This window comes from Nonomuraea purpurea (assembly GCF_042650645.1).
Lineage (GTDB): Bacteria > Actinomycetota > Actinomycetes > Streptosporangiales > Streptosporangiaceae > Nonomuraea > Nonomuraea purpurea.
Genome location: NZ_JBHSBI010000021.1, coordinates 91,070 through 113,877, shown reverse-complemented (window position 1 = coordinate 113,877; position 22,808 = coordinate 91,070). Strand labels below are relative to the sequence as shown.

24 protein-coding genes are annotated in these 22,808 nt (G+C 67.8%); 12 read left to right on the top strand and 12 right to left on the bottom strand.

All coding sequences use genetic code 11. The features are described from left to right. Window positions 1-42: 42 nt before the first annotated feature. The 5 genes from ACFOY2_RS34770 (at window position 43) to ACFOY2_RS34750 (ending at window position 4,809) form a co-directional block, all read left to right on the top strand. Complete coding sequence (locus tag ACFOY2_RS34770; RefSeq protein ID WP_379532398.1) at window positions 43-639, top strand: TetR family transcriptional regulator; 597 nt, start codon at window positions 43-45, stop codon at window positions 637-639. A gap of 283 nt (window positions 640-922) precedes the next feature. Next, window positions 923-1,912: a sigma-70 family RNA polymerase sigma factor gene (locus tag ACFOY2_RS34765; protein WP_379532344.1), complete on the top strand. Its 990-nt coding sequence runs from the start codon at window positions 923-925 to the stop codon at window positions 1,910-1,912. A gap of 42 nt (window positions 1,913-1,954) precedes the next feature. After that, window positions 1,955-3,070 carry a steroid 3-ketoacyl-CoA thiolase gene (locus tag ACFOY2_RS34760; RefSeq protein WP_379532343.1) on the top strand — a complete coding sequence of 372 codons (1,116 nt, stop codon included), beginning with the start codon at window positions 1,955-1,957 and terminating at the stop codon, window positions 3,068-3,070. Window positions 3,071-3,086: 16 nt separating this feature from the next. Continuing rightward, complete coding sequence (locus ACFOY2_RS34755; RefSeq protein WP_379532342.1) at window positions 3,087-4,109, top strand: MBL fold metallo-hydrolase; 1,023 nt, start codon at window positions 3,087-3,089, stop codon at window positions 4,107-4,109. Window positions 4,110-4,134: 25 nt separating this feature from the next. Then, window positions 4,135-4,809 (top strand): FadR/GntR family transcriptional regulator, encoded by a 675-nt coding sequence (locus ACFOY2_RS34750; RefSeq protein ID WP_379532341.1) that lies wholly within the window; start codon window positions 4,135-4,137, stop codon window positions 4,807-4,809. A gap of 10 nt (window positions 4,810-4,819) precedes the next feature. Here ACFOY2_RS34750 and arfA read toward each other — a convergent pair whose 3' ends face one another. Continuing rightward, window positions 4,820-6,313, bottom strand: a complete 1,494-nt coding sequence (arfA, locus tag ACFOY2_RS34745; RefSeq protein WP_379532397.1) for an arabinosylfuranosidase ArfA — start codon at window positions 6,311-6,313, stop codon at window positions 4,820-4,822. Between the two features lie 78 nt (window positions 6,314-6,391). Between arfA and ACFOY2_RS34740 the strand changes: the two genes are divergently transcribed. Then, window positions 6,392-7,420: a LacI family DNA-binding transcriptional regulator gene (locus ACFOY2_RS34740; RefSeq protein ID WP_379532340.1), complete on the top strand. Its 1,029-nt coding sequence runs from the start codon at window positions 6,392-6,394 to the stop codon at window positions 7,418-7,420. On the opposite strand, the gene ACFOY2_RS34735 is transcribed toward ACFOY2_RS34740, so the two are convergent. Genes ACFOY2_RS34735 through ACFOY2_RS34705 form a run of 7 tightly spaced genes read right to left on the bottom strand, consistent with a single transcriptional unit; the run spans window position 7,415 to window position 14,847 of the window. Beyond that, window positions 7,415-8,353, bottom strand: a complete 939-nt coding sequence (locus tag ACFOY2_RS34735; RefSeq protein WP_379532339.1) for an aldo/keto reductase — start codon at window positions 8,351-8,353, stop codon at window positions 7,415-7,417. The two genes, ACFOY2_RS34740 and ACFOY2_RS34735, sit on opposite strands and share 6 nt — an antisense overlap. Beyond that, on the bottom strand, window positions 8,353-9,333 hold the full coding sequence (locus tag ACFOY2_RS34730; RefSeq protein WP_379532338.1) for an ABC transporter permease: 981 nt from the start codon (window positions 9,331-9,333) through the stop codon (window positions 8,353-8,355). The genes ACFOY2_RS34735 and ACFOY2_RS34730 overlap by 1 nt, the downstream gene beginning before the upstream one ends. Before the next feature lie 5 nt (window positions 9,334-9,338). Beyond that, on the bottom strand, window positions 9,339-10,820 hold the full coding sequence (locus tag ACFOY2_RS34725) for a sugar ABC transporter ATP-binding protein (protein WP_379532337.1): 1,482 nt from the start codon (window positions 10,818-10,820) through the stop codon (window positions 9,339-9,341). After that, complete coding sequence (locus ACFOY2_RS34720) at window positions 10,820-11,851, bottom strand: sugar ABC transporter substrate-binding protein (protein ID WP_379532336.1); 1,032 nt, start codon at window positions 11,849-11,851, stop codon at window positions 10,820-10,822. The genes ACFOY2_RS34725 and ACFOY2_RS34720 overlap by 1 nt, the downstream gene beginning before the upstream one ends. Before the next feature lie 17 nt (window positions 11,852-11,868). Next, the gene (locus ACFOY2_RS34715) at window positions 11,869-12,603 is read right to left on the bottom strand and encodes an SDR family NAD(P)-dependent oxidoreductase (protein WP_379532335.1); all 735 of its coding nucleotides are present in this window, start codon (window positions 12,601-12,603) and stop codon (window positions 11,869-11,871) included. Continuing rightward, window positions 12,600-13,943, bottom strand: coding sequence for an L-fuconate dehydratase (locus ACFOY2_RS34710; protein WP_379532334.1), 1,344 nt, complete (start codon window positions 13,941-13,943; stop codon window positions 12,600-12,602). The genes ACFOY2_RS34715 and ACFOY2_RS34710 overlap by 4 nt, the downstream gene beginning before the upstream one ends. Before the next feature lie 58 nt (window positions 13,944-14,001). Beyond that, on the bottom strand, window positions 14,002-14,847 hold the full coding sequence (locus ACFOY2_RS34705; RefSeq protein WP_379532333.1) for a fumarylacetoacetate hydrolase family protein: 846 nt from the start codon (window positions 14,845-14,847) through the stop codon (window positions 14,002-14,004). 345 nt (window positions 14,848-15,192) lie between these two features. On the opposite strand from ACFOY2_RS34705, the gene ACFOY2_RS34700 reads away from it, so the two are divergent. Together ACFOY2_RS34700 and ACFOY2_RS34695 are read left to right on the top strand one after the other, a co-directional pair. After that, window positions 15,193-16,377, top strand: a complete 1,185-nt coding sequence (locus ACFOY2_RS34700; protein ID WP_379532332.1) for a cytochrome P450 — start codon at window positions 15,193-15,195, stop codon at window positions 16,375-16,377. A gap of 556 nt (window positions 16,378-16,933) precedes the next feature. After that, a complete protein-coding gene (locus ACFOY2_RS34695; RefSeq protein ID WP_379532331.1) occupies window positions 16,934-17,722 on the top strand; it encodes a DUF559 domain-containing protein in 789 nt (262 codons plus the stop codon). Window positions 17,723-18,113: 391 nt separating this feature from the next. Here ACFOY2_RS34695 and ACFOY2_RS34690 read toward each other — a convergent pair whose 3' ends face one another. Together ACFOY2_RS34690 and ACFOY2_RS34685 are read right to left on the bottom strand one after the other, a co-directional pair. After that, on the bottom strand, window positions 18,114-18,449 hold the full coding sequence (locus tag ACFOY2_RS34690) for a hypothetical protein (RefSeq protein WP_379532330.1): 336 nt from the start codon (window positions 18,447-18,449) through the stop codon (window positions 18,114-18,116). Window positions 18,450-18,478: 29 nt separating this feature from the next. Next, window positions 18,479-18,904, bottom strand: a complete 426-nt coding sequence (locus ACFOY2_RS34685; protein ID WP_379532396.1) for an ATP-binding protein — start codon at window positions 18,902-18,904, stop codon at window positions 18,479-18,481. 207 nt (window positions 18,905-19,111) lie between these two features. Here ACFOY2_RS34685 and ACFOY2_RS34680 point away from each other — a divergent pair, with 207 nt between their 5' ends. The 4 genes from ACFOY2_RS34680 (at window position 19,112) to ACFOY2_RS34665 (ending at window position 21,196) form a co-directional block, all read left to right on the top strand. After that, the gene (locus ACFOY2_RS34680; protein ID WP_379532329.1) at window positions 19,112-19,951 is read left to right on the top strand and encodes a helix-turn-helix domain-containing protein; all 840 of its coding nucleotides are present in this window, start codon (window positions 19,112-19,114) and stop codon (window positions 19,949-19,951) included. After that, window positions 19,936-20,151 carry a DUF397 domain-containing protein gene (locus ACFOY2_RS34675; RefSeq protein ID WP_379532328.1) on the top strand — a complete coding sequence of 72 codons (216 nt, stop codon included), beginning with the start codon at window positions 19,936-19,938 and terminating at the stop codon, window positions 20,149-20,151. Before ACFOY2_RS34680 ends, ACFOY2_RS34675 begins: the two co-directional genes overlap by 16 nt. Window positions 20,152-20,417: 266 nt before the next feature. After that, complete coding sequence (locus ACFOY2_RS34670) at window positions 20,418-20,636, top strand: DUF397 domain-containing protein (RefSeq protein WP_379532327.1); 219 nt, start codon at window positions 20,418-20,420, stop codon at window positions 20,634-20,636. Window positions 20,637-20,977: 341 nt separating this feature from the next. Further along, window positions 20,978-21,196 carry a DUF397 domain-containing protein gene (locus ACFOY2_RS34665; RefSeq protein WP_379532326.1) on the top strand — a complete coding sequence of 73 codons (219 nt, stop codon included), beginning with the start codon at window positions 20,978-20,980 and terminating at the stop codon, window positions 21,194-21,196. A 129-nt stretch (window positions 21,197-21,325) separates the two neighbouring features. Here the strand turns inward: ACFOY2_RS34665 and ACFOY2_RS34660 are convergent, their stop codons facing one another. Then, a complete protein-coding gene (locus ACFOY2_RS34660) occupies window positions 21,326-21,736 on the bottom strand; it encodes a DUF2000 family protein (protein ID WP_379532325.1) in 411 nt (136 codons plus the stop codon). Between the two features lie 217 nt (window positions 21,737-21,953). Further along, window positions 21,954-22,703 (bottom strand): GntR family transcriptional regulator, encoded by a 750-nt coding sequence (locus tag ACFOY2_RS34655; protein WP_379532324.1) that lies wholly within the window; start codon window positions 22,701-22,703, stop codon window positions 21,954-21,956. Between the last annotated feature and the right edge of the window lie 105 nt (window positions 22,704-22,808).

Here is a 22,808-nt window from a genome sequence, read left to right as displayed (position 1 = left end):
GACGCGTCATTCGCCACGCCCTCCACCGACACCGAGGGGACCATGGACAGCCACCCCACGACGGGCGGGCACAGCGTCCGTACACGCAGCCAGCACCAACGCCGCAAGCGCATCGTCCAGGCCGCGGCGGCGCTGGCCTCGCGCGGCGGAGTCGAGGCCATGCAGATGCGCACGGTGGCCGAACGCGCGGGCGTGGCGCTTGGCACGCTCTACCGCTACTTTCCCTCCAAGATGGACCTCGTCGTGGCGGTGGTCGGCGAGGAGATCGACCTCCTGGAGAGCAGCATCGAACGCCGTCCGCCCGGCGCCACCACGCCGTCGAGCCGCGCGGTCGACGTGCTGATGCGCGCGACCCGAGGGCTGATGCGCGAGCCGGAGCTGGCCGACGCGCTCATCCGCTCGCTGATCATGGCGGAGGTGCAGACGCCGTTCGGCGACCGCATGACGGGGCTGCTGCTGCGCGTCTCCGCCGACGGGCTGACGCTCGACGCGGCCAGCGAGGAACAACTCGACCTCGCGGGCTCGCTGGCCAGCGTGTGGGTGCAGGAACTCCTGGAGATGCTGCGCGGCCGCCGCACCTACGATCAGATCCAGCGTCGCATCGAAACCGCCGCCGCGCGACTCTTGTCCGATATCTAACGCCAGTTCGATCCTGTACGACTCCGCCAACCTGCAGCTCGGCAGGGGTTTGCCACGGAGTAGGCCCACTAGGCGCACGTAACGGCGCTCAGCCGCTGAAGGGTTCAGAGGGCGTTTCATGGAGGGTCATCAGCCGAAGTGCGGTGGGTGGCGGGCAAGCTGGCGAAGCCGTACAGGATGGAACTGGTTTTAGACGTCAGCAAGAAGTTGCCTTTGCCATTGCTTGACCGGTTCCAGACCGGGGATTCATCAAACTGTCGGTGTCGGCGTCTATACAGGTGTAATGACCGAGAAGCCGACAAACGAGGACTTCCTCCAACAGGCTGATCCGATGAGGCGGGAGCTGCTGGCGCACTGCTACCGCATGATGGGGTCGGTGCACGATGCCGAGGATCTCGTCCAGGAGACCTACCTGCGCGCGTGGCGTGCCTATGAGGGTTTCGAGGGGCGTTCCTCGCTGCGTACCTGGCTCTATCGCATCGCCACCTCGGCGTGCCTGACGGCGCTCGACAGCCGTGGCAGGCGTCCGCTGCCGACCGGCCTGGGCGCTCCGAGCACCGAGGCGAGCGCTCCGCTGGTGCAGGACAACGAGGTGCCGTGGCTCGAACCCGTGCCCGACACGCTGGCGGGCGCGGGCGCCGACGACCCGGCCGCGATCGTGACCTCGCGCGAGAGCATCAGGCTCGCGCTCATCGCCGCGCTGCAGCACCTGCCGCCCCGGCAGCGCGCGGTGCTGATCCTGCGCGACGTGCTCAAGTGGAAGGCGGCCGAGGTCGCCGAGGCGGTCGGCACGTCCACGGCCGCCGTCAACAGCATCCTGCAGCGGGCGCGCGCCCAGCTCAACGAGGTTTCGCCCAGCCTGGACGACCCGGTCGAGCCGTTGACGCAGGAGCAGCGGGACCAGCTCGACCGCTACGTGGCGGCGTTCGAGAACTACGACGTCGACAGCCTGGTGCATCTGTTCACCAAGGACGCGGTCTGGGAGATGCCCCCCTTCGTCGGCTGGTACCAGGGGCCGGAGACGATCGCGGAGCTCACCAGGACGCAGTGCCCGGCCGAGCGCGCCGGCGATCTCAAGCTGGTGCCGATCGCGGCCAACGGGCAGCCGTCCTTCGCGGTCTACTTTCTCGACCAGGGCGTCTACCGGAAGTTCGCCATCATGGTGCTGACCTTCTCCGGTGCGGCGATCAGCCATGTGGGGATGTTCTTCGAGCTGAGCCTGTTCAAGACCTTCGACCTCCCGGAGACGCTGGAGGCTTCCGCGACAAAGTAGAACGCGTTACAGTCTCGCCAGAGCATGCTTCTGGAGGCGACTGTGGGCACACCTGTGATCGTCGAAGCCGTTCGCACGCCCATCGGCAAGCGCGCGGGGTGGCTGGCGGAGCTCAAACCGCAACAGGTTCTGGCCACGGCGCTGAACGGGCTGGTCCAGCGCGCGGGCATCGACCCTGAAGCCGTGGAGCAGGTGTTCGCCGGATGCGTCACGCAGGCGGGCGAGCAGGGCGGGCACATCGGACGCTACGCGTGGCTCTATGCCGGGCTGCCCTACCAGAGCGGGGTCACCACCCTCGACGCGCAGTGCGGCTCCTCGCAGCAGGCCGTGCACCTGGCAGCGGCGCTGATCGCCGCGGACGTGATCGAGACCGGCGTCGGGTGCGGCGTCGAGGTGATGAGCAGGGCGCCGCTGGGCAGCAACGTGCGACCGGCCCGGGCCAAGCCGGACGACTGGAACATCGACCTGCCCGACCAGTTCACCGCGGCCGAGCGCATCGCGCGGCGGCGCGGGCTGACACGGGAGCGGCTCGACTGGTTCGGGGCGAGGTCGCAGCGACTGGCGGCCAAGGCGTGGGCGGACGGGCGGTTCGAGCGGGAGATCGTGCCCGTCGGGGACGTCCGCCGTGACCAGGGACTACGTGAGACCACCGCCGAGAGCCTGGCCGGGCTCAGGCCGGTGGCGGAGGGCGCGCTGCACACGGCGGGCACCTCCTCGCAGATCTCCGACGGCGCCGCCGCCGTGCTGGTGATGAGCGAACGGGCGGCCCGCAGGCACGGGCTGCGTCCCAGGGCGCGGATCCTGGCGCAGGCGCTGATCGGGGCCGAGCCGCACTACCACCTGGACGGCCCCGTGGACGCGACGGCCAAGGTGCTGACCTCGGCCGGGATGACGATCGCCGACATCGACAGGTTCGAGGTGAACGAGGCGTTCGCGTCGGTCGTCCTGTCGTGGGCCGGCGTGCACGAGCCGGACTTCGACCGCGTCAACGTCAACGGCGGCGCCATCGCGCTGGGCCATCCGGTGGGCGCCACGGGCGCGCGGCTGATCACCACGGCGCTGCACGAGCTGGAGCGGTCCGATTCGGCGACCGCGCTGGTGACGATGTGCGCGGGCGGGGCGCTGGCCACGGCCACGATCTTGGAGCGGATCAACTGAACCAATCGGGGGAGCGATGAAGAGCAGACGCAGGCCGTATGCGGAGCAGCGTCCGCAGGATCTCGGCGGCGGGGTGTGGAGCGTGCCGGTGCCGATCCCCGGCAACCCGCTCGGCTACACGCTCGTCTACGCCGTCGATTCGCCCAAGGGTCCCGTGCTGGTCGACGCCGGCTGGAACCATCCGGACGCCTGGCAGGCGCTCAGCGGCGGGCTGAGCGCGCTCGGCCTCGACGTGAGCGCGGTGAGCGGGGTGGTCGTCACCCATTTCCATCCCGACCACGCCGGGCTCGCCGGCCAGGTCAGGCAGGCGTCGGGGGCCTGGATCGCCATGCACGAGAACGACGCCGCGCTGGTCAGGATCATGAACGAGCACACGGCCGACGAGCACGACGACTTCCAGTCCGACATGCTCAGACGCGCAGGAGCCGACCCCGGCGAGACGCGGCGGGCGCGGGCCCCCAGGCCGACGCCGCCCGTGCCGCCCGATCGCGAACTGCGTGACGGCGACCTGGTGGAGCTGCCGGGGCGCAAGCTGCGGGCGCTGCACACGCCGGGCCACACCCCCGGACACATCTGCCTGCACCTGGAGGACGCCGACCGGCTGTTCACCGGCGACCACGTCCTGCCCGACATCACCCCACATATCGGTATCTATCCCTTCGACAGGGACGATGTCGATCCGTTGGGCGACTTCCTGGACTCCTTGGACCGGGTCGGCGAGCTGGGCCCCCTGGACGCCCTGCCCGCGCACGAATGGATATTTCCCGATGTGGCCGCGCGGGCCGCTCAGATCCGCCACCATCACGAGGAGAAGCTCGTCCGGCTGCGCGCCCTCCTGGCCCAGCGGCCGGCCCCGCTGACCATCTGGGAGGTGGCCGCGATGATGACATGGAACAGGCCATGGGACGAGTTGTCCCCCGTGCTGAAAGGCATGGCGGCCGGCGAGGCGGCAGCCCACCTGCGTGCCCTGGAGGCCAGGGGGCAGGTGCGCCGCGTCGCCGGTGTCGATCCCGTACGCTTTCAGGCTCTAGACTCCTAGACATCCGATGTCTAGGGAGAAAAGTGTGGCGGTCACCGACGCGGCCATCGACAAGATCAAGCAGATGATCGTCTCGGGCGAACTCGCCCCCGGCGACAGGCTGCCCAAAGAGGCCGACCTGGCCGAGCGGCTGGGGTTGTCACGCAACTCGCTCCGCGAGGCCGTGCGCGCCCTGTCACTGATCAATGTACTGGACGTGCGGCAGGGCGACGGCACGTACGTCACGAGCCTGGAGCCACGTCTGCTCCTCGACACCATGTCGTTCGTGCTCGACCTGCACCGCGACGACACGGTCATCCAGTTCTTCGAGGTCCGGCGCATCCTTGAGCCGGCCGCGACCGCGATGGCGACCAAGCTGATGAGCGAGGCCGACATCGACGAGCTGCGGGTGATCCTGGAATCGCTGCCCGACGAGCCCACGGTCGAAGAGCTGGTGGCCAACGACCTGCGCTTCCATTCGCGGATCGCGCAGGGGTCGGGCAACAGCGTGCTGTGCTCGTTCATCGAGAGCCTGTCGGGGCCGACCACCAGGGCCAGGATCTGGCGGGGGCTCACGCAGGAAGGGGCGCTGGACAAGACCCGCGAGCAGCACACCGCCATCTACGAGGCCATCGCCGCCCGCCAGCCCGACGTCGCCCGGTCCTGGGCGACCGTGCACGTGGCCGGCGTGGAGGCGTGGCTACGCAAGGCGCTCGACTGAGCTGATCACCTCAGCACGTCGCCTTCAGCACGTTGAACGAGATCGGCGGCAGCACGGCCGTGATCCGGTTGCCGTCGATCGTCGCGCCTTGGAGGGCCCTGGGCTCGACGCGGCGCGGGTCGTGCTCGGTGTTGCGCGCGGCGGTGTCCTCGTCGGCCACCGTGATGTGGGAGATCTCCGTCGGGTTCTGCAGCCCGCGCAGGTCGATCTCCAGCGGCAGCGGCCGGTCACCGCGGTTGACCGCGAAGACCGCCAGCTGGTCGTCCTCGATCGTCGCGGTGGCCGTCAGCACGGGCACCTCGCCGAACCGTTCCGTCGGCATGGACGGGGCCGTGACCTGGGCGCGCATCACCCGGCCCCGGGCGTTCGCGGCGGTGAGCGCGAACGGGTGGAAGATCGTCTGCCGCCAGGCGGGGCCGCCCGGTTCTGTGCGGATCGGGGCGATGACGTTGGCGAGCTGCGCCTGGCAGGCGATGCCGACCCGGTCGGCGTGGTTGAGCAGGGTGATGAGCAGGCTGCCGACGACCGCCGCGCCGGCCACGTCGTAGTCCTCCTCGATGAGGCGCGGCGCGTGCTCCCAGTCGAGCCCTGACTCGCCGCCGAACTTCGTGTATGACCAGACGTTCCACTCGTCGAAGGAGACCTTGAGCCGCTTGCGGCTGCGCAGCTTGGCGGCCACGTGGTCGGCCGTGGCGATCACGTCCTGGATCTGCTGCTCCATCTCCACGGCCGAGGCCAGGTAGCTGGCGCGGTCGCCGGTCACCGCGTCGTAGTAGTTGTGGGCGGAGATGTAGTCGACCTGGTCGTAGCAGTGCTCCAGGACGGTGGCCTCCCACGAGCCGTAGGTCGAGATCCGGGTGTTGGAGCTGCCGCAGGCCACGAGCTCGATGTCCGGGTCCACCCGGCGCATGGCCTTGGCCGTCTCGAAGGCGAGCCTGCCGTACTCCTCGGCCGTCTTCCCGCCGATCTGCCAGGGCCCGTCCATCTCGTTGCCCAGGCACCAGACCTTGATCCCGTAGGGCTCGCGCATCCCGTGCTTGATCCGCAGGTCGGACCAGCGGGTGCCGCCCGGGTAGTTGGCGTACTCGACCAGGTCGCGGGCCGCGCGCACGCCCCGGGTGCCGAGGTTGACGGCCATCACGGGCTCGGCGTCGACCTCGCGCAGCCAGGCCATGAACTCGCCCAGCCCGAACGCGTTCGTCTCGATCTGCCGCCAGGCCAGGTCCAGCCGGGTGGGCCGCTCGGCGGCCGGCCCGACGCCGTCCTCCCATTCGTAGTTGGAGACGAAGTTGCCGCCCGGGTAGCGCACGGCCGTCACGCCCATCTCCCGCGTCAGCTCGATCACGTCGCGGCGCAGGCCGTCGGCGTCCGCCTCGGGATGTCCCGGCTCGAACACGCCCGTGTAGACGCACCGGCCCATGTGCTCGACGAACGACCCGAACAGCCGCCGTTCGACCGGCCCCACCTCGAACGCGGGATCCAGCGTGAGCTTGGCCATGGGCATGCCCTCCTTCGTTGACGTCTGCCCCATCTATACATCGTTGTATTCAACGTTGTAAAGAAGCGCGTAGACTTTGACGTCATGGACAAACCTCGCGTGGGCCTCAAGGACGTGGCCCGACTGGCGGGCGTCTCGGTGAAGACCGTCTCCAACGTGGTCAACGGCTACGTCCACGTCACTCCGGCCACCCGGACCCGAGTCGAGGCCGCCATCAAAGAGCTCAACTACCGGCCGAACCTGTCAGCCAGGAACCTGCGGCAGGGCCGCACCGGGATCATCGCGCTGGCCGTACCCGAGCTGGACATCCCGTACTTCGCCGAGCTGGCCAGGCTCGTGGTGGCGGCGGCCGAGAAACACGAGCTGACGGTGCTCATCGACCAGACCGGCGGCTCGCGGGAGCGCGAGCAGCTCGTCGCCGAAGGCTTCCGCGCCCACCTGATCGACGGGCTGATCTTCAGCCCGCTCGCGCTGACGTCCGAGGAGCTGGCCGCGCGCGTCGACGACACGCCGATGGTGCTGCTCGGCGAGCGGGTGTCCGCGGGCACCGCCGACCACATCGTGGTGGACAACGTCGCCGCCGCCAAGGAGGCGACCCTGCACCTGGCCTCGCTGGGCCGCCGTCGCATCGCCGCGATCGGCGCCCAGGACTTCGCGGCCGCGGAGACGTCCCGGCTGCGCCTGGCGGGCTACCTCGCGGCGCTGGAAGCGGCCGGGCTGCCCTCCGACGACCGGCTGGTGGTGCACGTGGAGGCCTACCACCGGGCCGACGGGGCGCGCGCGATGGCCCGCCTGCTCGACTCCGGCGCCGCGCCCGACGCCGTGTTCTGCTTCAACGACCTCATGGCCCTCGGCGCCCTGCGCACCCTGCTCGAACGCGGCTACTCCGTGCCGGGGCAGGTCGCGCTGGCGGGCTTCGACGACATCGAGGACGGCCGCTACGGCACCCCCACCCTCACCACGATCTCCCCCGACAAGCGGGAGATCGCCTCACGGGCCGTGGAGTTCCTGGCCGACCGCATGGTCAAGGGCTCGCGGGTCGAGACCAGGGAGATCCGGGTGCCGCATGAGCTGCTGATCCGGGAGAGCACCGGCGGGCAGACCCGATCATGAACCCTTGGGGAGCAGTTCCTCGGCCTCCAGATCCGCCCACAGGTCCTCGGGGACCGGCTGGGTCTGCAGGGCGGCGTTCGTGGTGACCTCCTGCGGTGTGCGCGCCCCGAGCACGATCGTGGCCACCGCCGGATGGCGCAGCGGGAAGGCCATGGCCGCCTGGGGCAGCGAGACGCCGTGCCGCTCGCACACCTGCGCGATCCGGGTGGCCCGCTCCACCAGCGCCGCCGGGGCGGGCTGGTAGTTGTAGGTGCCCGACGGCTTCGGGGTGGCCAGGATGCCGCTGTTGAAGACCCCGGCCGCCAGCACCCTGACGCCGCGTTTCACGCACTCCTCCAGGAGCGGCAGGCCCGACTGGTCGAGCAGGGTGTAGCGGCCCGCCAGCATGACGACGTCGACGTCGGTCTCCTGGACGAAGCGCAGCGGCGCCTGCCACTGGTTCATCCCGACGCCGATCGCCTGCACCCGTCCCTCGGCCCGCAGTTCGGCCAGCGCCGGATACGCCTGCTCGATCGCCTGGTCCACGTGGTCGTCCGGGTCGTGGATGAGCGCGATGTCGACGGCCGGCAACCCCAGCCGGGTCAGGGACTCCTCCAGGGACCTGCGTACCCCGGCGGCCGAGAAGTCCCAGGCGCGCTTGAGGGCGGCGGGCACGTCGAAGCCCTCGTCGTCCTGGCCGCCCCCGGACGAGGCGGGCACCAGCAGCCGGCCGACCTTCGTGGACAGCACGTAGCCGGAGCGGCCCGCCAGCGCCGCCCCGAGCCGCCGCTCCGAGAGCCCGAGGCCGTAGTGCGGCGCGGTGTCGTACAGACGCACCCCGCTCTCCCACGCCGCCTCCACGGTGGCGCGGGCCTCCTCCTCCGAGACCTCCTCGAACAGGTTGCCGATCGGCGCCCCGCCGAAGCCGTACTGGGGCAGCCCCGTGTTCCCCATCAATCTTGTGCCTTTCCGCCCGCGATCCGGCTGATCATCAACGCGATGAGGATGATCGCTCCGTAGATCACCGGCTGCCAGAAGCCCGAGACGCCGATGAGCGTCAGAATGTTCTGCACGAGCCCGATCACCAGCACGCCGGTGAGCGCGCCCAGGATCGTGCCCTTGCCGCCGTCCATGCTGACCCCGCCGATGACGGCGGCGGCGAACACCATGAAGATCCAGCCGACGCCCTGGTTGTTGCCGATCGCGCCGAGGCGGCCGGTCTCCAGGATGCCGGCCAGCGCGGCCAGCGTTCCGCCCAGGATGAAGACGCCGTACAGCACCCGATCGACCCGGATGCCGGCGGCGCGGGCGGCCTCGGCGTTGCCGCCGATGGCGTAGAGCGCGCGGCCGAGCCGCAGGTAGCCCAGGCCGAAGATGCCCACCGCGAACAGCGCCGCCGAGATCCAGATCGCGGCGGGCAGGCCCAGCCACATGGCGCTGCCCAGGTAGAGGATCGAGTCGGGGAGCTGGAAGAGCGTCTTGCCCTCGGTCGGCCCCTGCAGGAAGCCGTGCACGATGATCAGCATGGCCAGTGTGACGATGAACGCGGACAGCTGGAACCTGATGATCAGGAACCCGTTGAACGCGCCGATGGCCGCCCCCACCAGCAATGCCAGCGGGATCACCAGCGTCCCCGGCAGCCCGATCCCGAACCCGCCCGCCGAGACCGGGACCACCAGCATCACCGCGATGGCCGGGGCGGTGCCGACCGTCGACTCCAGCGACAGGTCGAACTTGCCGGCGATGAGGATCATGGCCTCGGCCAGCACCAGGAGCGAGATCGCGGCCTGTTGCTGCAGGACGTTCGTCAGGTTGCCCGCGGTCAGGAAGGTCGGGTCGAGGAACGCGCCCACCACGAGCAGGAGCACGATCACCGGCACGAGCGTCAGGTCACGGAACCTGGCGAGCCGCACCCGGGGGGCCGGCGCAGTCAAAGTGGTCAATCTTCTATGCCTTCCATCACGGCCACGAGCTCGTGGTCGGTCCAGCCGCGCGGCATGTCCTTGACGACCCTGCCGTGGAACATCACCAGCACCCGATCGCAGATCCGCAGGTCGGCGAGCTCGTCGGAGACCACCACGGCCCCCGCTCCCCGTTCGACGGCGTCCTCGACGGCGCCGAGCAGGGCCTGTTTGGCCTTGACGTCGACGCCGGCGGTCGGGTTGATCACGACCAGCACCGTCGGATCGTCCACGAGTGCCCGCGCGAACACCACCTTCTGCGCGTTCCCTCCGGACAGGTCGGCGACCGGCTGATCAGGTCCCTCGGTCTTGATATCCAGACTTTTGATCATCTGTTCGGCTTTGGCGCGGCGGCGGGACGGCGACACGACGCCGTAGCGGCCGAGCTTGCGGGCGATCGGGAACGTGGCGTTCTCGCCGACCGACAGCAGCGGGACGAAGCCCTCGTGGTGGCGGTCCTCGGGCACGAACCCGAGCCCGGCCCTCATGGCGGCGGGCACGTCGCCGGGTCTGACGCGCGTGCCGTTGACCGTGACGGTTCCCGAGTCGGGTTTGCGGAGGCCGACGAGCGTTTCGGCCAGGCTGACCTTGCCGCTGCTCGCGGAGCCGGCCAGGCCGACGACCTCCCCCGATTTAACGGAAATATCAACATCTGCGTAGCGGTCGCCCAGCGAGAGGCGCGCGCCCGACAACACCACCTGGTCGCCCGGCGTGCGGGAGCGCGACTCGTACGCCGCCGTGGCCTCCCCCGTCATCGCCGCGACCAGCTCGTCGTGCGGGAGGTCTGCGACCGTCTTGGTGACGATGTGCCGCGCGTCGCGGAAGACCGTGACGCTCTGGCAGATCTCGTAGACCTCGTCGAGGTGGTGGGAGATGTACATCATCGTGACGCCCTGCTCGCGCAGCGACCGCATGCGCGCGAACAGCCGCTCGATGGCCGGGCCGTCGAGCCTGGCCGTCGGCTCGTCGAGGATGATGAACCTGGCCCCGAACGACAGCGCGCGCGCGATCTCGACGAGCTGGCGCTGCTCGACGCTCAGGTCACCGGCCAGGGCCTGGGCGTCGACGTCCACCTCGTAGGTCTCCAGCAGCTCGCCGGCCCTGACCCGCAGCGCCCGCCAGTTGATCGGCCCGCTCCCCGTCGTCTGGCGGTTGAGGAACAGGTTCTCGGCGACGGTCAGCGCCGGGATGATCGTCGACTTCTGGTAGACGCACGCGACGCGCTGCCGCCAGGCGTCGCGGTCGGCGAGGGCGGGCGCCGTCTCTCCCGAGAACAGCACCTCGCCCTCGTCAGGCCGCTGGAGCCCGGTGAGGATCGACACCAGGGTGGACTTCCCCGCGCCGTTCCTGCCCACGAGCGCGTGGGTCTCGCCCTCGGAGATCGCGATCTCCGCGCCGTTGAGCGCCGTGGTGGGGCCGAAGCGCTTTACGACATTTCGGGCTTCAACGTGATTTTTCATCACTTGACTTGGTTACCCCAGAGGCTCTTGTCGTCCACATTTTCCTTCGTCACGAGCGGCGCGGGGAGCTGGTCCTCCAGGCCGTTCGGGAGCTGGATGATGGTGCTGTCGTGGTCGGTGGGCCCTGGCTGGAACGTCTTGCCCTCGGCCGCGGCCTTGGCGTAGTAGACCGCGTACTTGGCGTACAGGTCGGCCGGCTGCGACACCGTGGCGTCGATGTCGCCCTTGCGGATCGACTCGAACTCCTGCGGGATCCCGTCGTTGGAGACCACGAAGATGTGCTTCGGGTCCTCCGGCGGGACGAGCAGGCCCTTCTGCTTGAGCACCTGCAACGTCGGCGCCAGGTGGACACCGCCCGCGTGCATATAGATGCCCTTGATGTCAGGGTTCTGCTCCAGGCGGGTCTGCAGCATGGACGCGGCCTTGCTGCCCTCCCACTCGGTCGGCTCGCTGAAGACCGTGATGCCGGGGAACTTCGTCTTCATGCACTCCAGGAACGCCTCCGACCTGTCACGGCCGTTGATCGAGCTGAGCGCGCCCTGGAGCTGCACGACCTTGCCCTTGCCCCCCAGCTTCTCCCCCAGGAACTCGCAGGCCTTGGTCCCGTACGCGCGGTTGTCCGCGCGTACGACCATGTAGACCTTGCCCTTGTCCGGCCGGGTGTCGACGGTCACGACGGGGATCTTCTTGTTCTCGAGCTGCTGCAGGGTGTTGGCCACGGCGCCGGTGTCCTGCGGCGCCATGACGATCACCTTCGCGCCCTGGCCGGTCAGCGCCTGAACGTTGTTGACCAGCTTCGCCACGTCGTTCTGCGAGTTCGTGGCGGGCATGAGGTCCACCTTGAGCTCGCCGGCCATCTGCGGGACGTACTTGATGTAGGAGTTCCAGAAGTCGGAGTCGGCCCGGGGGTGGTCGATGCCGACCTTTCCCCCGCCGCCGCCGCTTTCTCCCGCTCCCGTCGACGCACCTGATCCACAAGCGGTGACGACCGCCACAAGGGCCGCGACCGCGACCACCGGTCCTAACTTCATGGGGGGGGTTACCTTCCTTAGTTGGCAGGCCGGAGTCTGAGCCCCTGCATTCCTCCATCGACGGCGAGCGCGGTGCCGGTGGTGGCGCCCGATTCCGGGCCGGCCAGGAAGGCGATCGCCGCGGCGACCTCCTCCGCGCTGACCAGGCGGCCCATCGGCTGCCTGGCGTTCAGCGCCGCCCGCTCCGCCTCGGGGTCGTCGGCTTTGTCGAGCAGCCTGGCGACCCACGGGGTGTCCGCGGTGCCCGGGTTGACGCAGTTGACCCGGATGCCCTCGCGAATGTGGTCCGCGGCCATGGCGAGCGTCAGCGACAACACCGCGCCCTTGGTCGCGCTGTAGAGTGCCCGCTGCGGCAGCCCGGCCGTGGCGGCGATCGAGCAGGTGTTGACGATGGCGGCGTGTTCGGACTCGCGCAGGTACGGCAGCGCCGCCCGCGCCACGCGGACCATGCCGAACACGTTGACGTCGAACACCTTCTGCCACTCGCTGTCGGGGTTGTCCTCGACGGTGCCCTGCGCCCCGATGCCCGCGTTGTTGACAACCACGTCAATGCCGCCCAGGCGCTGAGCGGCCTCCGCCACCGCCGCGCGCACCCCGGCGTCGTCCGTGACGTCCGTCTTGATCCCGATGAACGGCTCGCCGGGCGGGTTGAGGTCGAGGCAGGCGACCTTCATGCCGCGCTCGGCCAGCGCGGTGGCCGCGGCCAGCCCGATGCCGGAACCGCCGCCGGTCACGATCGCTTTCAGGCTCATGCGTCCCTCCATACCACGCCGCCGGGGAAAGTATGGGCGGCGATCGACTCCGCGTGCATCTCCGCGCTGAAACCCGGCGCGGACGGGGCGACATACCGGCCGTCACGGATGACGACCGGGTCCACGAAATGCTCGTGCAGGTGGTCGACGTACTCGATCACGCGGTTGTCCATGGTGCCGGTCACCGCCACATAGTCGAACATCGACAGGTGCTGCACCAGCTCGCACAACCCAACGCCGCCCGCGTGCGGGCACACGGGGACCCCGAACTTGGCCGCGAGCAGCAGAATCGCCAGGTTCTCGTTGACGCCGCCGACCCTGGCCGAGTCGATCTGCAGGTAGGAGATCGACTCGGCCTGCAGGAGCTGCTTGAAGACGATGCGGTTCTGCACGTGTTCGCCGGTGGCGACGGGAATGGGGGCGATGCCCCTGGCGATGGCGGCGTGCCCGAGCACGTCGTCGGGGCTGGTCGGCTCCTCGACCCAATGGGGGTTGAACTCACGCAGCGCGTTGATCCACTCGATGCCCGAGCCGACGTCCCAGCGCTGGTTGGCGTCGATCGCGATCGGGTAGTCGGCGCCGCACACCTCGCGGGCCACCCTGAACCGGCGGCGGTCGTCGTCCAGATCGGCGCCGACCTTGAGCTTGATCTGCCCGAACCCCTGGTCGAGCGCCTCCTTGCAGAGCCTGCGCAGCTTGTCGTCGTCGTAGCCGAGCCATCCCGGCGAGGTCGTGTAGGCGGGGTAGCCGCTCTCGACCAGGCGCTCGATCCGCTCCGCCTTTCCCTGCTCCGCGTCCTTGAGTATCCGCAGGGCCTCCTCGGGCGTCAGCGCGTCGCTCAGGTAGCGGAAGTCGATGAGGTCGACGATCTGCTCGGGCGACATCTCGGACAGCAGCCGCCACAACGGCTTGCCCTCCCGCTTGGCCTTGAGATCCCACAGGGCGTTGACCACGGCGGAGATCGCCATGTGCATGACGCCCTTCTCCGGCCCCAGCCACCGCAGTTGCGAGTCGTTGACCATGTCCTTGTAGAGCGCGCCGAGGTCCTCGACATCCCTGCCGACCACGTACGGCTCCAGCGCGCTGATGGCCGTGGTCTGGATGTCGTTGCCGCGCCCGATCGTGAAGGCGAACCCGTGCCCCTCGAACCCGTCGTCCGTCTTGAGGATGACGTAGGCCGCGGAGTAGTCGGGGTCGGGGTTCATCGCGTCGGAGCCGTCCAGCTCGCGCGAGGTCGGGAACCGCACGTCGTGCGTCTCCAGCCCCACGATCCGGTACGCCCTCTGGACCTCCTGCTGACCCGGCATCTGAACCGCCCCCCTGGAGTCGTCGCCGGTCATGAACCCTCCTTCGTCGGGCCCATGTTTCCCAGCTCACTGATGACCTCGACAAGCTCGGTCATGCCTGACCCACCGTCTGACGCTGTCGTCCGAGCCCCTCGATCTCCAGCTCCATCATGTCCCCGGCCCGCAGGTACGGCTGTCCTGGCATGCCCATCGCGACGCCGGCGGGCGTACCCGTGTTGATCACGTCACCCGGTTCGAGGACCATGAACTGGCTCAGGTACCGCACGACCTCGGCCACATCGAAGATCATGTTCTTGGTGTCGCCGTCCTGGCGCAGCTCGCCGTTCACCCACAGGCGCAGCGGCAGGTTCTGCGGGTCGCCGACCTCGTCCGCCGTCACCAGCCACGGCCCGATCGGATTGAACGTCTCGCACGACTTGCCCTTGTCCCACTGACCGCCGCGCTCAAGCTGGAACTCCCGCTCGGAGACGTCGTTGGAGATCGCGTACCCGGCGATCACGCCGAGCGCCTCCTCCCGGCTTTCCAGGTAGCGGGCGCGCTTGCCGATGACGATGGCCAGCTCCACCTCCCAGTCGGTCTTCACACTCCCGCGCGGGACGAGCACCTCGTCGTCCGGGCCGACCATGGTGTTGGCCGCCTTCATGAAGACCACCGGCTCGGCCGGCACGTCCTGGCCGGACTCGGCGGCGTGATCGCTGTAGTTCAGGCCGATGCACACGATCTTGCCTGGACGCGCGATCGGGGCGCCGATCCGCTGCCCCTCGACGTCTACGACCGGCAGGGCATCGCGCTCGAGCGCGTCGCGGACGCGCGCCACTCCCCCGGAAGCGAGGAAAGCCCCGTCGATCTCGGGCTCTCCGATGTCGCGCAGGTTACCGGCGCCATCCATGACCACCGGCCGCTCCTGGCCGACAGGTCCAACTCGCAGCAGCTTCACACCGCATCCTTCATCTATACATCGGATGTCTTGTTATACGATGCTCGTGCGCTGAGGCGGAGCATGTCAAGGGTGACGATGCCCATACGTCGGATCAGCCGCTGCACCATCCATCCCGAAGTGATGGATTTCGCATGTGAATCCACTTAACCGCTCCGATGACTATGTTCGAGGGGCCGTAATTTAGTCACCCAAAACATCGGAGGTGAAACCTCCCAACAGAAGCACCGCAGGTCAGCCGCGATGGAGCGTTTCCCCCTGAGGCTCCTTGACGGTCGTACAGTGACGTAATAGAACACGTTTCAGTAGTGGTTAACCAAGCGCTTGATCAAGAGGGTGAGTCGGGTGCAGATCGACCTCGTCGACAGGGACCGTTACGCGAACTCCGGACCGCCGTACGACCAGCTCGCCTGGTTGCGCGCGAACTCCCCCGTCCACTGGCACGACGGCGAACCAGGCTTCTGGGCCGTCACCCGCTACGAGGACGTCGTCCACGTCTCGCGCCACTCCGAGCTGTTCTCCTCGGCCAGGAAACTCGCCCTGTTCGAGGAGCTGCCGGAGGAACAGATCGAGCTCCAACGCCACATGATGCTCAACCAGGACCCGCCCGACCACACCAGACGGCGCTCCCTGGTCAACCGCGGCTTCACCCCACGCACCATCGGAGCCCTCGAACAACACATCCGCGACATCTGCGACGACCTCCTCGACAAGTGCAGCGGCGAAACGGACTTCGTCACGGAGATCGCCGCCCCGCTCCCCCTGTACGTCATCTGCGAACTGCTGGGCGTGCCGGTGGCCGACCGCGACAAGCTGTTCAACTGGTCCAACCGCATGATCGGCGCCGAGGACCCCGACTACGCGACCTCCCCGGAGGAGGGCGGGGGCGCCGCCATGGAGGTCTACGCCTACGCCAACGAGCTCGCCGCAAAGCGCAGATCAGCGCCGAAGGACGACATCGTCACCAAACTCCTCCAACCCGACGAGCACGGCGAAACGCTCGACGAGAACGAGTTCGACCTCTTCATCCTCATGCTGATCGTCGCGGGCAACGAAACCACCCGCAACGCGACCTCCGGCGGCATGCTCGCCCTCTTCGAACACCCCGACCAGTGGAACCGCCTGGTCGCCGACCCAACCCTCGCCAAGACCGCCGCCGACGAGATCGTCCGCTGGGTCTCCCCGGTGAACCTCTTCCGCCGCACCTCCACCACGGACCAGGAACTCGGCGGCCAGCCCATCAAGGCCGACGACAAGGTCGTCGTCTTCTACCCCTCCGCCAACCGCGACACCACCGTCTTCCCCGACGGGGACGTCTTCGACATCGGCCGCAGCCCCAACCCGCACATCGGCTTCGGCGGGGGCGGCGCCCACTTCTGCCTCGGCAACCACCTCGCCAAGCTCGAACTCCGGGTCCTGTTCGAACAACTCGCCCGCCGCCGCCCCCGCATCCACCAAACGGGACCGGCCCGCCGACTGCGCTCCAACTTCATCAACGGCATCAAGGAACTGCCCGTCGCCATCGGGTGATGTAGATGGTGCTGGAAGGCAAACGGCTGGACGCCAAAGCGCTCCCTCCACCCACCGACCAGCATCACAAGCCCAACCCGTATGCGCGGCACGAGACTGAGGCCGTAGCATGACGCCGCAGTGGCGGTGTGATGCCTCAGTAGTGCCCGACGCCAAGCAGCACCGCGCACCGAGCAGCGGTGCACGCCAGACAGAAATGCGCGCCAAGCGACGCGGCCCTGTTGGGGCTCTGCGGCGGTGCCCACCAACCGCGCGTGGCATGGCGTCGCGTGACGGCGTCGCGTGGCGTGGCGTGGTGCCCTGCGCCGGACAGACACACCCTGTGGATATCCCACCCCCATATCCCCAGAACCCCATTCGGCCCCTCCCCGGATCGCCTCCCCGAAGCATCCTTACGGCCATGGCCCCACCACCCCCGGCAGACGCCACACACCGCAGCACGGAACGCGATCCGGCCCCCGAAGCCGAACCATTGCCCAGGAGCCGGACGTCGACCGGCGAGTCGTTGACGGAGAGCCCAGCGCCGGCCAAAGACGGCAGGCCCTCACCAAAAGCCATGCCCCTGACCGAACGCGCCCGCCGCATAACCCACGCGATCCCCCAAGCAGTGGCCTGTCGCCAGACAGCCGCCCACGTCTGGGGCCTCCGCGTCCTTCCCAACTCAGAGTCCGAGTGGCCGATCGAGCTGACCGCCTCCAGCTACCTGACGGTCCCCGGCTGCGTCACCTACATCGCCCCGCTCCCCGACGAGGACGTCACCAAGCACAAAGGCGTTCGTCTCACCACGATGGAACGCACAGCCCTCGACTGCGCCCGCTGGCTCCCCCGCATGGAGGCGGTGGCGATCCTCGACCAGTTCGCTCGCAAGGGCGTGGACATGAACGCTCTGTGGCACCGTCCACTCAACTCCTGGCGCCTGCGCGACACCCTGAGCCTGGTCGACCGAGGAGCCCGCTCCCCCAGAGAAAGCTGGCTCAGAATCATCCTCATCGAAGGCGGCCTCCCCAGACCCGCCACCCAGATCAGGGTCAATCTCGACGACGACCGTTCCGCCTACCTCGATCTGGGCTGGGAGGAGTTCAAGGTCGCGGTCGAGTACGACGGCCGCGCACACCACACCTCCCCCATAGACCAGCAGTACGACGCCGACCGCCGAGACGAACTCCGCCGGCACGGCTGGCGAGTGATCGCCGTCCGCCGAAACGTCATCCCCTGCCAGATCGCCGACCTCCTCCACCACGTGGCCAGCGCCCTGATCGAACGCGGCTGGCAACCCGGCCCGGAAGGCACCACCCGCATCCTTCGCCGCATCCGCGCCGCCCGCCGCCGATCCCGCTTCCTCTGACCCGCGCCCGGTCGCCCACCGAACTCCGCGAGGTGCAGTTCAACGCAACGTATCTGCGGCACGCCATGGGGCTCATCGGCAGCGGGCCGAACTGCTGGCCGATCTCGTTCCCGGGGCGATCCGGAGAAGACTGTGCGGCCCCTGCAAGCGGGTCAAGCAGGGGCCGCACCCCCTGGCGCGGCGGCAGCCATCACCCCGCGACGGCATCACCAGGGGCAGGATCGACCAGCCGAGGGGGAAGGACCCCGGCCAGCCGCAAGGCTTTACGTCAACGGCTCCGTCCAGCCGTTTGACCACGACGGTTTCCAGAGAACGCGCACACGAGGCCAAGCACGCGGACCTTGGCGATGCGGTGAGAGCCAGGCTTGCGCTCCGCTGTCACGGGGACTTCTCATGAGAGCGGCCTCCACTCGTGACGCACCTCCGCGAAGACGAGTTCCCGGACCGCATCGGCGAAGCGCTTCCAGACGCCCTCGGGGATTTCCAGCCTCTTGGGCCGCCAGCCCACGGGCCGTTCGCGCCAACCGAACCCCTCGTCGATCTCGAAACGCACCCATCCCCGCCTGTCGGACACCATTTCCGGTGTGTAGATGTCGTGCGAAACCTCATGCACGAACCGGGACCAGGCCGTATCCCGTACGGCCATCTGCATCTGCCGCCACCGGACCTGCACGAACGGGCCGAACCGATCCCGCCGCGCCTCCAAGTAGCCGAATTCGTCGTCCATCGTCCTCCTCCGCCTGACTGATCAGAGGCTCAGCGCGGCAGCAGAGCCCACACCATCCGTTCGCCGACCTGCGTGACCGCGGTCTCCCAACAACCGTTGGTGAGCGCGTCCACGACCAGCAGGCCCCTACCGGTCTTCTCGCCGGGACCGGGCATACGCGGCATCGGCACCGACGCCGATCGGCCGGGATCTACGACCGTCAACCGCCAGTAACGCCTCTCCCGCTCCTCCACCGACCGCAGGCTCATCCGCACCCACGGCCCAGCACCATGAACCAGCGCATTCGTCACCAGTTCGGACGCGATCAACTCAAGATCCGCCAAGGCCGGATGGTCCCCCATCCACCCCCGAAGCTCCCGACGAGCCAGAGCGGGAATGCGTGACGCTTCTACCTCGCGGGTCAACCAGACCTTGATGCCTGCATATGGGGGATCTGACAAAACTCCCGCTTGCATACGCTTCACCGCCTTTGTCTTGTGCGTGCTCGCTGTACTCGCCTTTTACTCCGTGCGCCCTGTGTCACCACACCCAGAAACTTCGGGTGAATCGCTAGCCAGCATGGCAGTCAACAGGTATTTTCCAAGCAATCGGCAAAGTCTGTAGTGACACAGTTTCCAAGCCGCAGAGTTTCACCGAAGTGGTTCAGGATGGAGATGAGGGGCATGGGAATCGAGGTGAAACTGGATCCCGAAACCAGCCCGGAGGCCCGATTTGGCTACGAATTGCGCGAACGGCGCAAAGCGGCGGGATTGACATTAGCCCAGCTCGGGGCACGACTCGCTCTGACAGGTCAGCAGATTGGCAACATCGAGCGGGCCGAACGGCGCATGAACGAAGACAGGGCGCGCCTGTGCGAGGAGGTTTTTGGACTCCCTCCTGGCGATCTTGTGCAGCACCTTCCCCGTAGATCCCGCAACAACCTAACCTTTCGGAATTTCCTCCCGTGGCTCGACAGGGAGAAGCGTGCTACGGAACTGTGCGCCTACGAAGGACTGATCGTTCCCGGCCTTCTCCAAACTCAGGCGTATGCGGACGCCGTCTGCCGAGGCTTTCCCGGCGCGACGCCGGAACAGATCACGGAAACCGTAGAGGCGCGGATGCAGCGACAAACCATCCTGCGCCGGGACAATCCCCCGTTTCTGTATGCCGTCCTTGATCAGTCCGCCCTGCTACGCCCGGTAGGGAGTGAGGGAGTTACTCGAAGCCAGCTTCAACACCTCCTCACGATGGGCAGATGTCCGAATATAGTGATTCAAATCATCCCCCTACGCGCCATGTCTGCAAGTGGCTTGGTGGCGGGGTTCGTGATCGCTCGGACAGCTGGAGACGGCGACGAAGCCGCCTACATCGACGCACCGGGCGGGGGTCGCATGGTGGATCAGCTTGACCATGTGGAGAGGTTGAAGGCTTGGTTTCACACGATCAGGGCGGATGCCTTGCCCCGGGCAGACTCGTTGGCACTCATTGAGGAGAGGTTGGAACAAGAGTGGATCTGGAGCTGAACGAGGAACTCAAGAACGCCGCATGGCGGAAGAGCCCTCTCTCGGACGCCCAAGGAAACTGCGTGGAGGTAGCTACCCTTTCGGCCGGACGCGTCGCGGTGAGGGACAGCAAGGACCCCGAAGGGCCTGCTCTGGTGTTCACTGCTCCAGAGTGGAGGGCATTCACGGGAGGCGTGAAAGAGGGAGTGTTCGACCTCTAGGCACCCGTCAAGGGGACCTGACCTTCTGGCTAGGTCCCCTTGCCGTGACGCAGGAAACGGACCGTTTGTGGCGCCTCACACGCCTGAAGCATGGTGTATTGACCTGGCGGCGGGCATAACTTTGACCGGGGGTATCCGGAGGAGTGAGGCCATGACCAAGACGGTCGGTGAAGAACCTCCGCCGATCAGCGATGGGAACAGCTCTCTGGCCTGGCTCAGTCGGCCTACGAAACCATAAAGATCATCCAGAGGGCCATGGAGGCATTGTGATCGAGGACGAGTTGACCACTGCCGCATGGCGGAAGGCCACGGCCAGTGGCGGGACTGGTGGTGACTGCGTAGAAGTCGCTCCGCTCAGCCACGGCCGTGTTGCCGTGCGAGACAGCAAGCAACCCAGTGGTCCCGCACTCATCTTCACACCGGCCGAGTGGGAAGCCTTCCTCGGTGGTGTCAAGCTGGGCGAATTCGACGCCCAGACAAGCTAGCCACCGGCAATCAGAAGGCTCCGCCGTCACCTCAGAGGAGCACTGCCGGCTCCATATCCCACCGATGAGCGCCTGATCACCTCTTGTGGTCAGGCGCTTGTTTGCCTCAATCGTGACCGGCCCGTACTGCGTGCCGTTGGCCCGCTGGACTCGCCGTACTTCCTGTAGAAGGACCCCGCCTCCGGCAGGGCTCAGACTCCGGCATGGCGATGATCACGGCCCTTAAGCCGTCCGAAGCGCAATGACTAGGCAAGCGCTTATTGTGCGGTGGGAAGCGCTGTCCAGCATGGCGTATCCCGTTGACCGCAGCCGGGAGACCATACGCGAGGTGATGGAGAGCTATGAGTAGCACAGGCGGTCTGCCCGTAGGTGTGTGGACCAAAGCAAAGGCATCCGGCGGGAACGGTGGCAGCTGCGTCGAGGTGATGCGGCGCCCGGACGATCACGTTCTCGTCAGAGACACCAAGGACCAGGGCAAGGGGCCGGTCCTGGCCTTCACCCCGGATGAGTGGCTTGCCTTTCTCGACGGAGCCTCAAAGGGAGAGTTCAACCTCCCTTGAGCGGGCTCACCGGAGGGGTTCGGCCCGGAAGGCTGAGCCTTTCCTCTTGGCTCGCCATCCGTACAGACATGTACGGGGGACTTCCGTACATCGCTGCAGAGGGTCGCCTACTGGCTGCCGAAATACCTCTCAGGGGTGCAGCGCGAGGCCCTTCAAGACCTTGTCGACGCCGTTCCGTGCCCCATGCACCGCCACCCCCACCAACGCCATCTCATCGGCCGCCACGGCCCGCACAGCCGCCCGGTTGTCCGCGTCGTGCCCCGTCTTGAACATCTCCTCGATGTAGACGGCCACGTCCATCTCCCGCCCCATCGCCTTCTCCCGAACGGCCCGGAGCTCGTGCACATCCCCCTGATATACCAGCACCGGCTGCCGGAACATCGCCAGGTACGCGTTGCCTGACCCGTCCTCGTAAGGCTCTCCGATGGTCTCGGGCACTCCGCCGGCCACCGCACTGGCCAGGAAGGCGGTGACATTGAGCTGCTGCCACGCGGCCAGATCCGCGCGGACGACGATGCCGATCTTGGTGTCGAAACGCATGTCCACAGCCTTTCCGTTTCACCCCGACCTCGTCTTGGACGCTCGTGCGCCCGGATGAGAAGCCACGCACCGGGCTTACGGGCCGCCAGTCCGGCACCTCGTGCTAGCGCCGCGGCATCCGTACGGACTGTTGGGGGGCTTCCGTGCATCCGCCGATCTGCGATGCCCGCTTTCCCCCTTGGCTGCAAGAGGCGAGGCGCACCTGGGACGCCGCGGGTCAGATCCGGACGATCGGGTAGCGCACCTCGACCCGCGAGGCGTCACGGCGGGTCATGTTCACCTCAACGACGCGGCCTTCGGCCTGTCCAGCGGTCGCGATCGTGGTGCGAGTCACGCACAGCACGGGCACACCAGGTGCGAGCCCGAGCAGGCGCGTTTCCTCGGTAGTGGCTGCCCGGGAGGTGATGACGCCCTCCCAGTCCAGCTGACCCCAGCCGAGCTCGTCCTCCATCCGGTCGTAGATGCCGCCAGGCCCAGTCTCGACCTCCGCCAGCATGGTGCCGACCGCCAGGTCCGCCGGCAAGTAGGAGGTGGCCAACTGCACGACACGGCCGCTGTCTGGCTCGCCCATCACGCGGTCGCGGATGACGACCGGATCCCCGGGCTGCAGGCCGAGCAGCGGGACAACATCCGGTGGGCACGGCCCTTCGGTGATGGTGGGCGACTGAAGGGCGCGAAGGCTCTGCACGGCGTGGCTGAAGTAGTAGCCCAGTTCGTCACGATAGACCGCCGTGTCAAGGGCGAGGCTCACACGTTGGGGCTGCTCGCGAACGGTCGTTCCGCCTTTACGCACGGGTGTAACGAGGCCCTCAACAGTGAGCTGGGCGACGGCGCGGCGGACAGTGGTGCGACTGCAGTCGAAGCGCGCTTCGAGTTCTTCTTCTTTGGGGATCTTCGTCCCCGGCCGATAGATGCCGTTGGTGATGGCGTCGCGTAGTTCCGCAGCGACCTCGTGCCACCGAGCCATGGTGTTCTCCCTGTTGCGCTACCCACAATTACATCACGATCTATTTGCTGCGGGGCTACGCTAACAGGCGTCACAATAGGTAGCTATCTGTTCACCGAAAGGTGC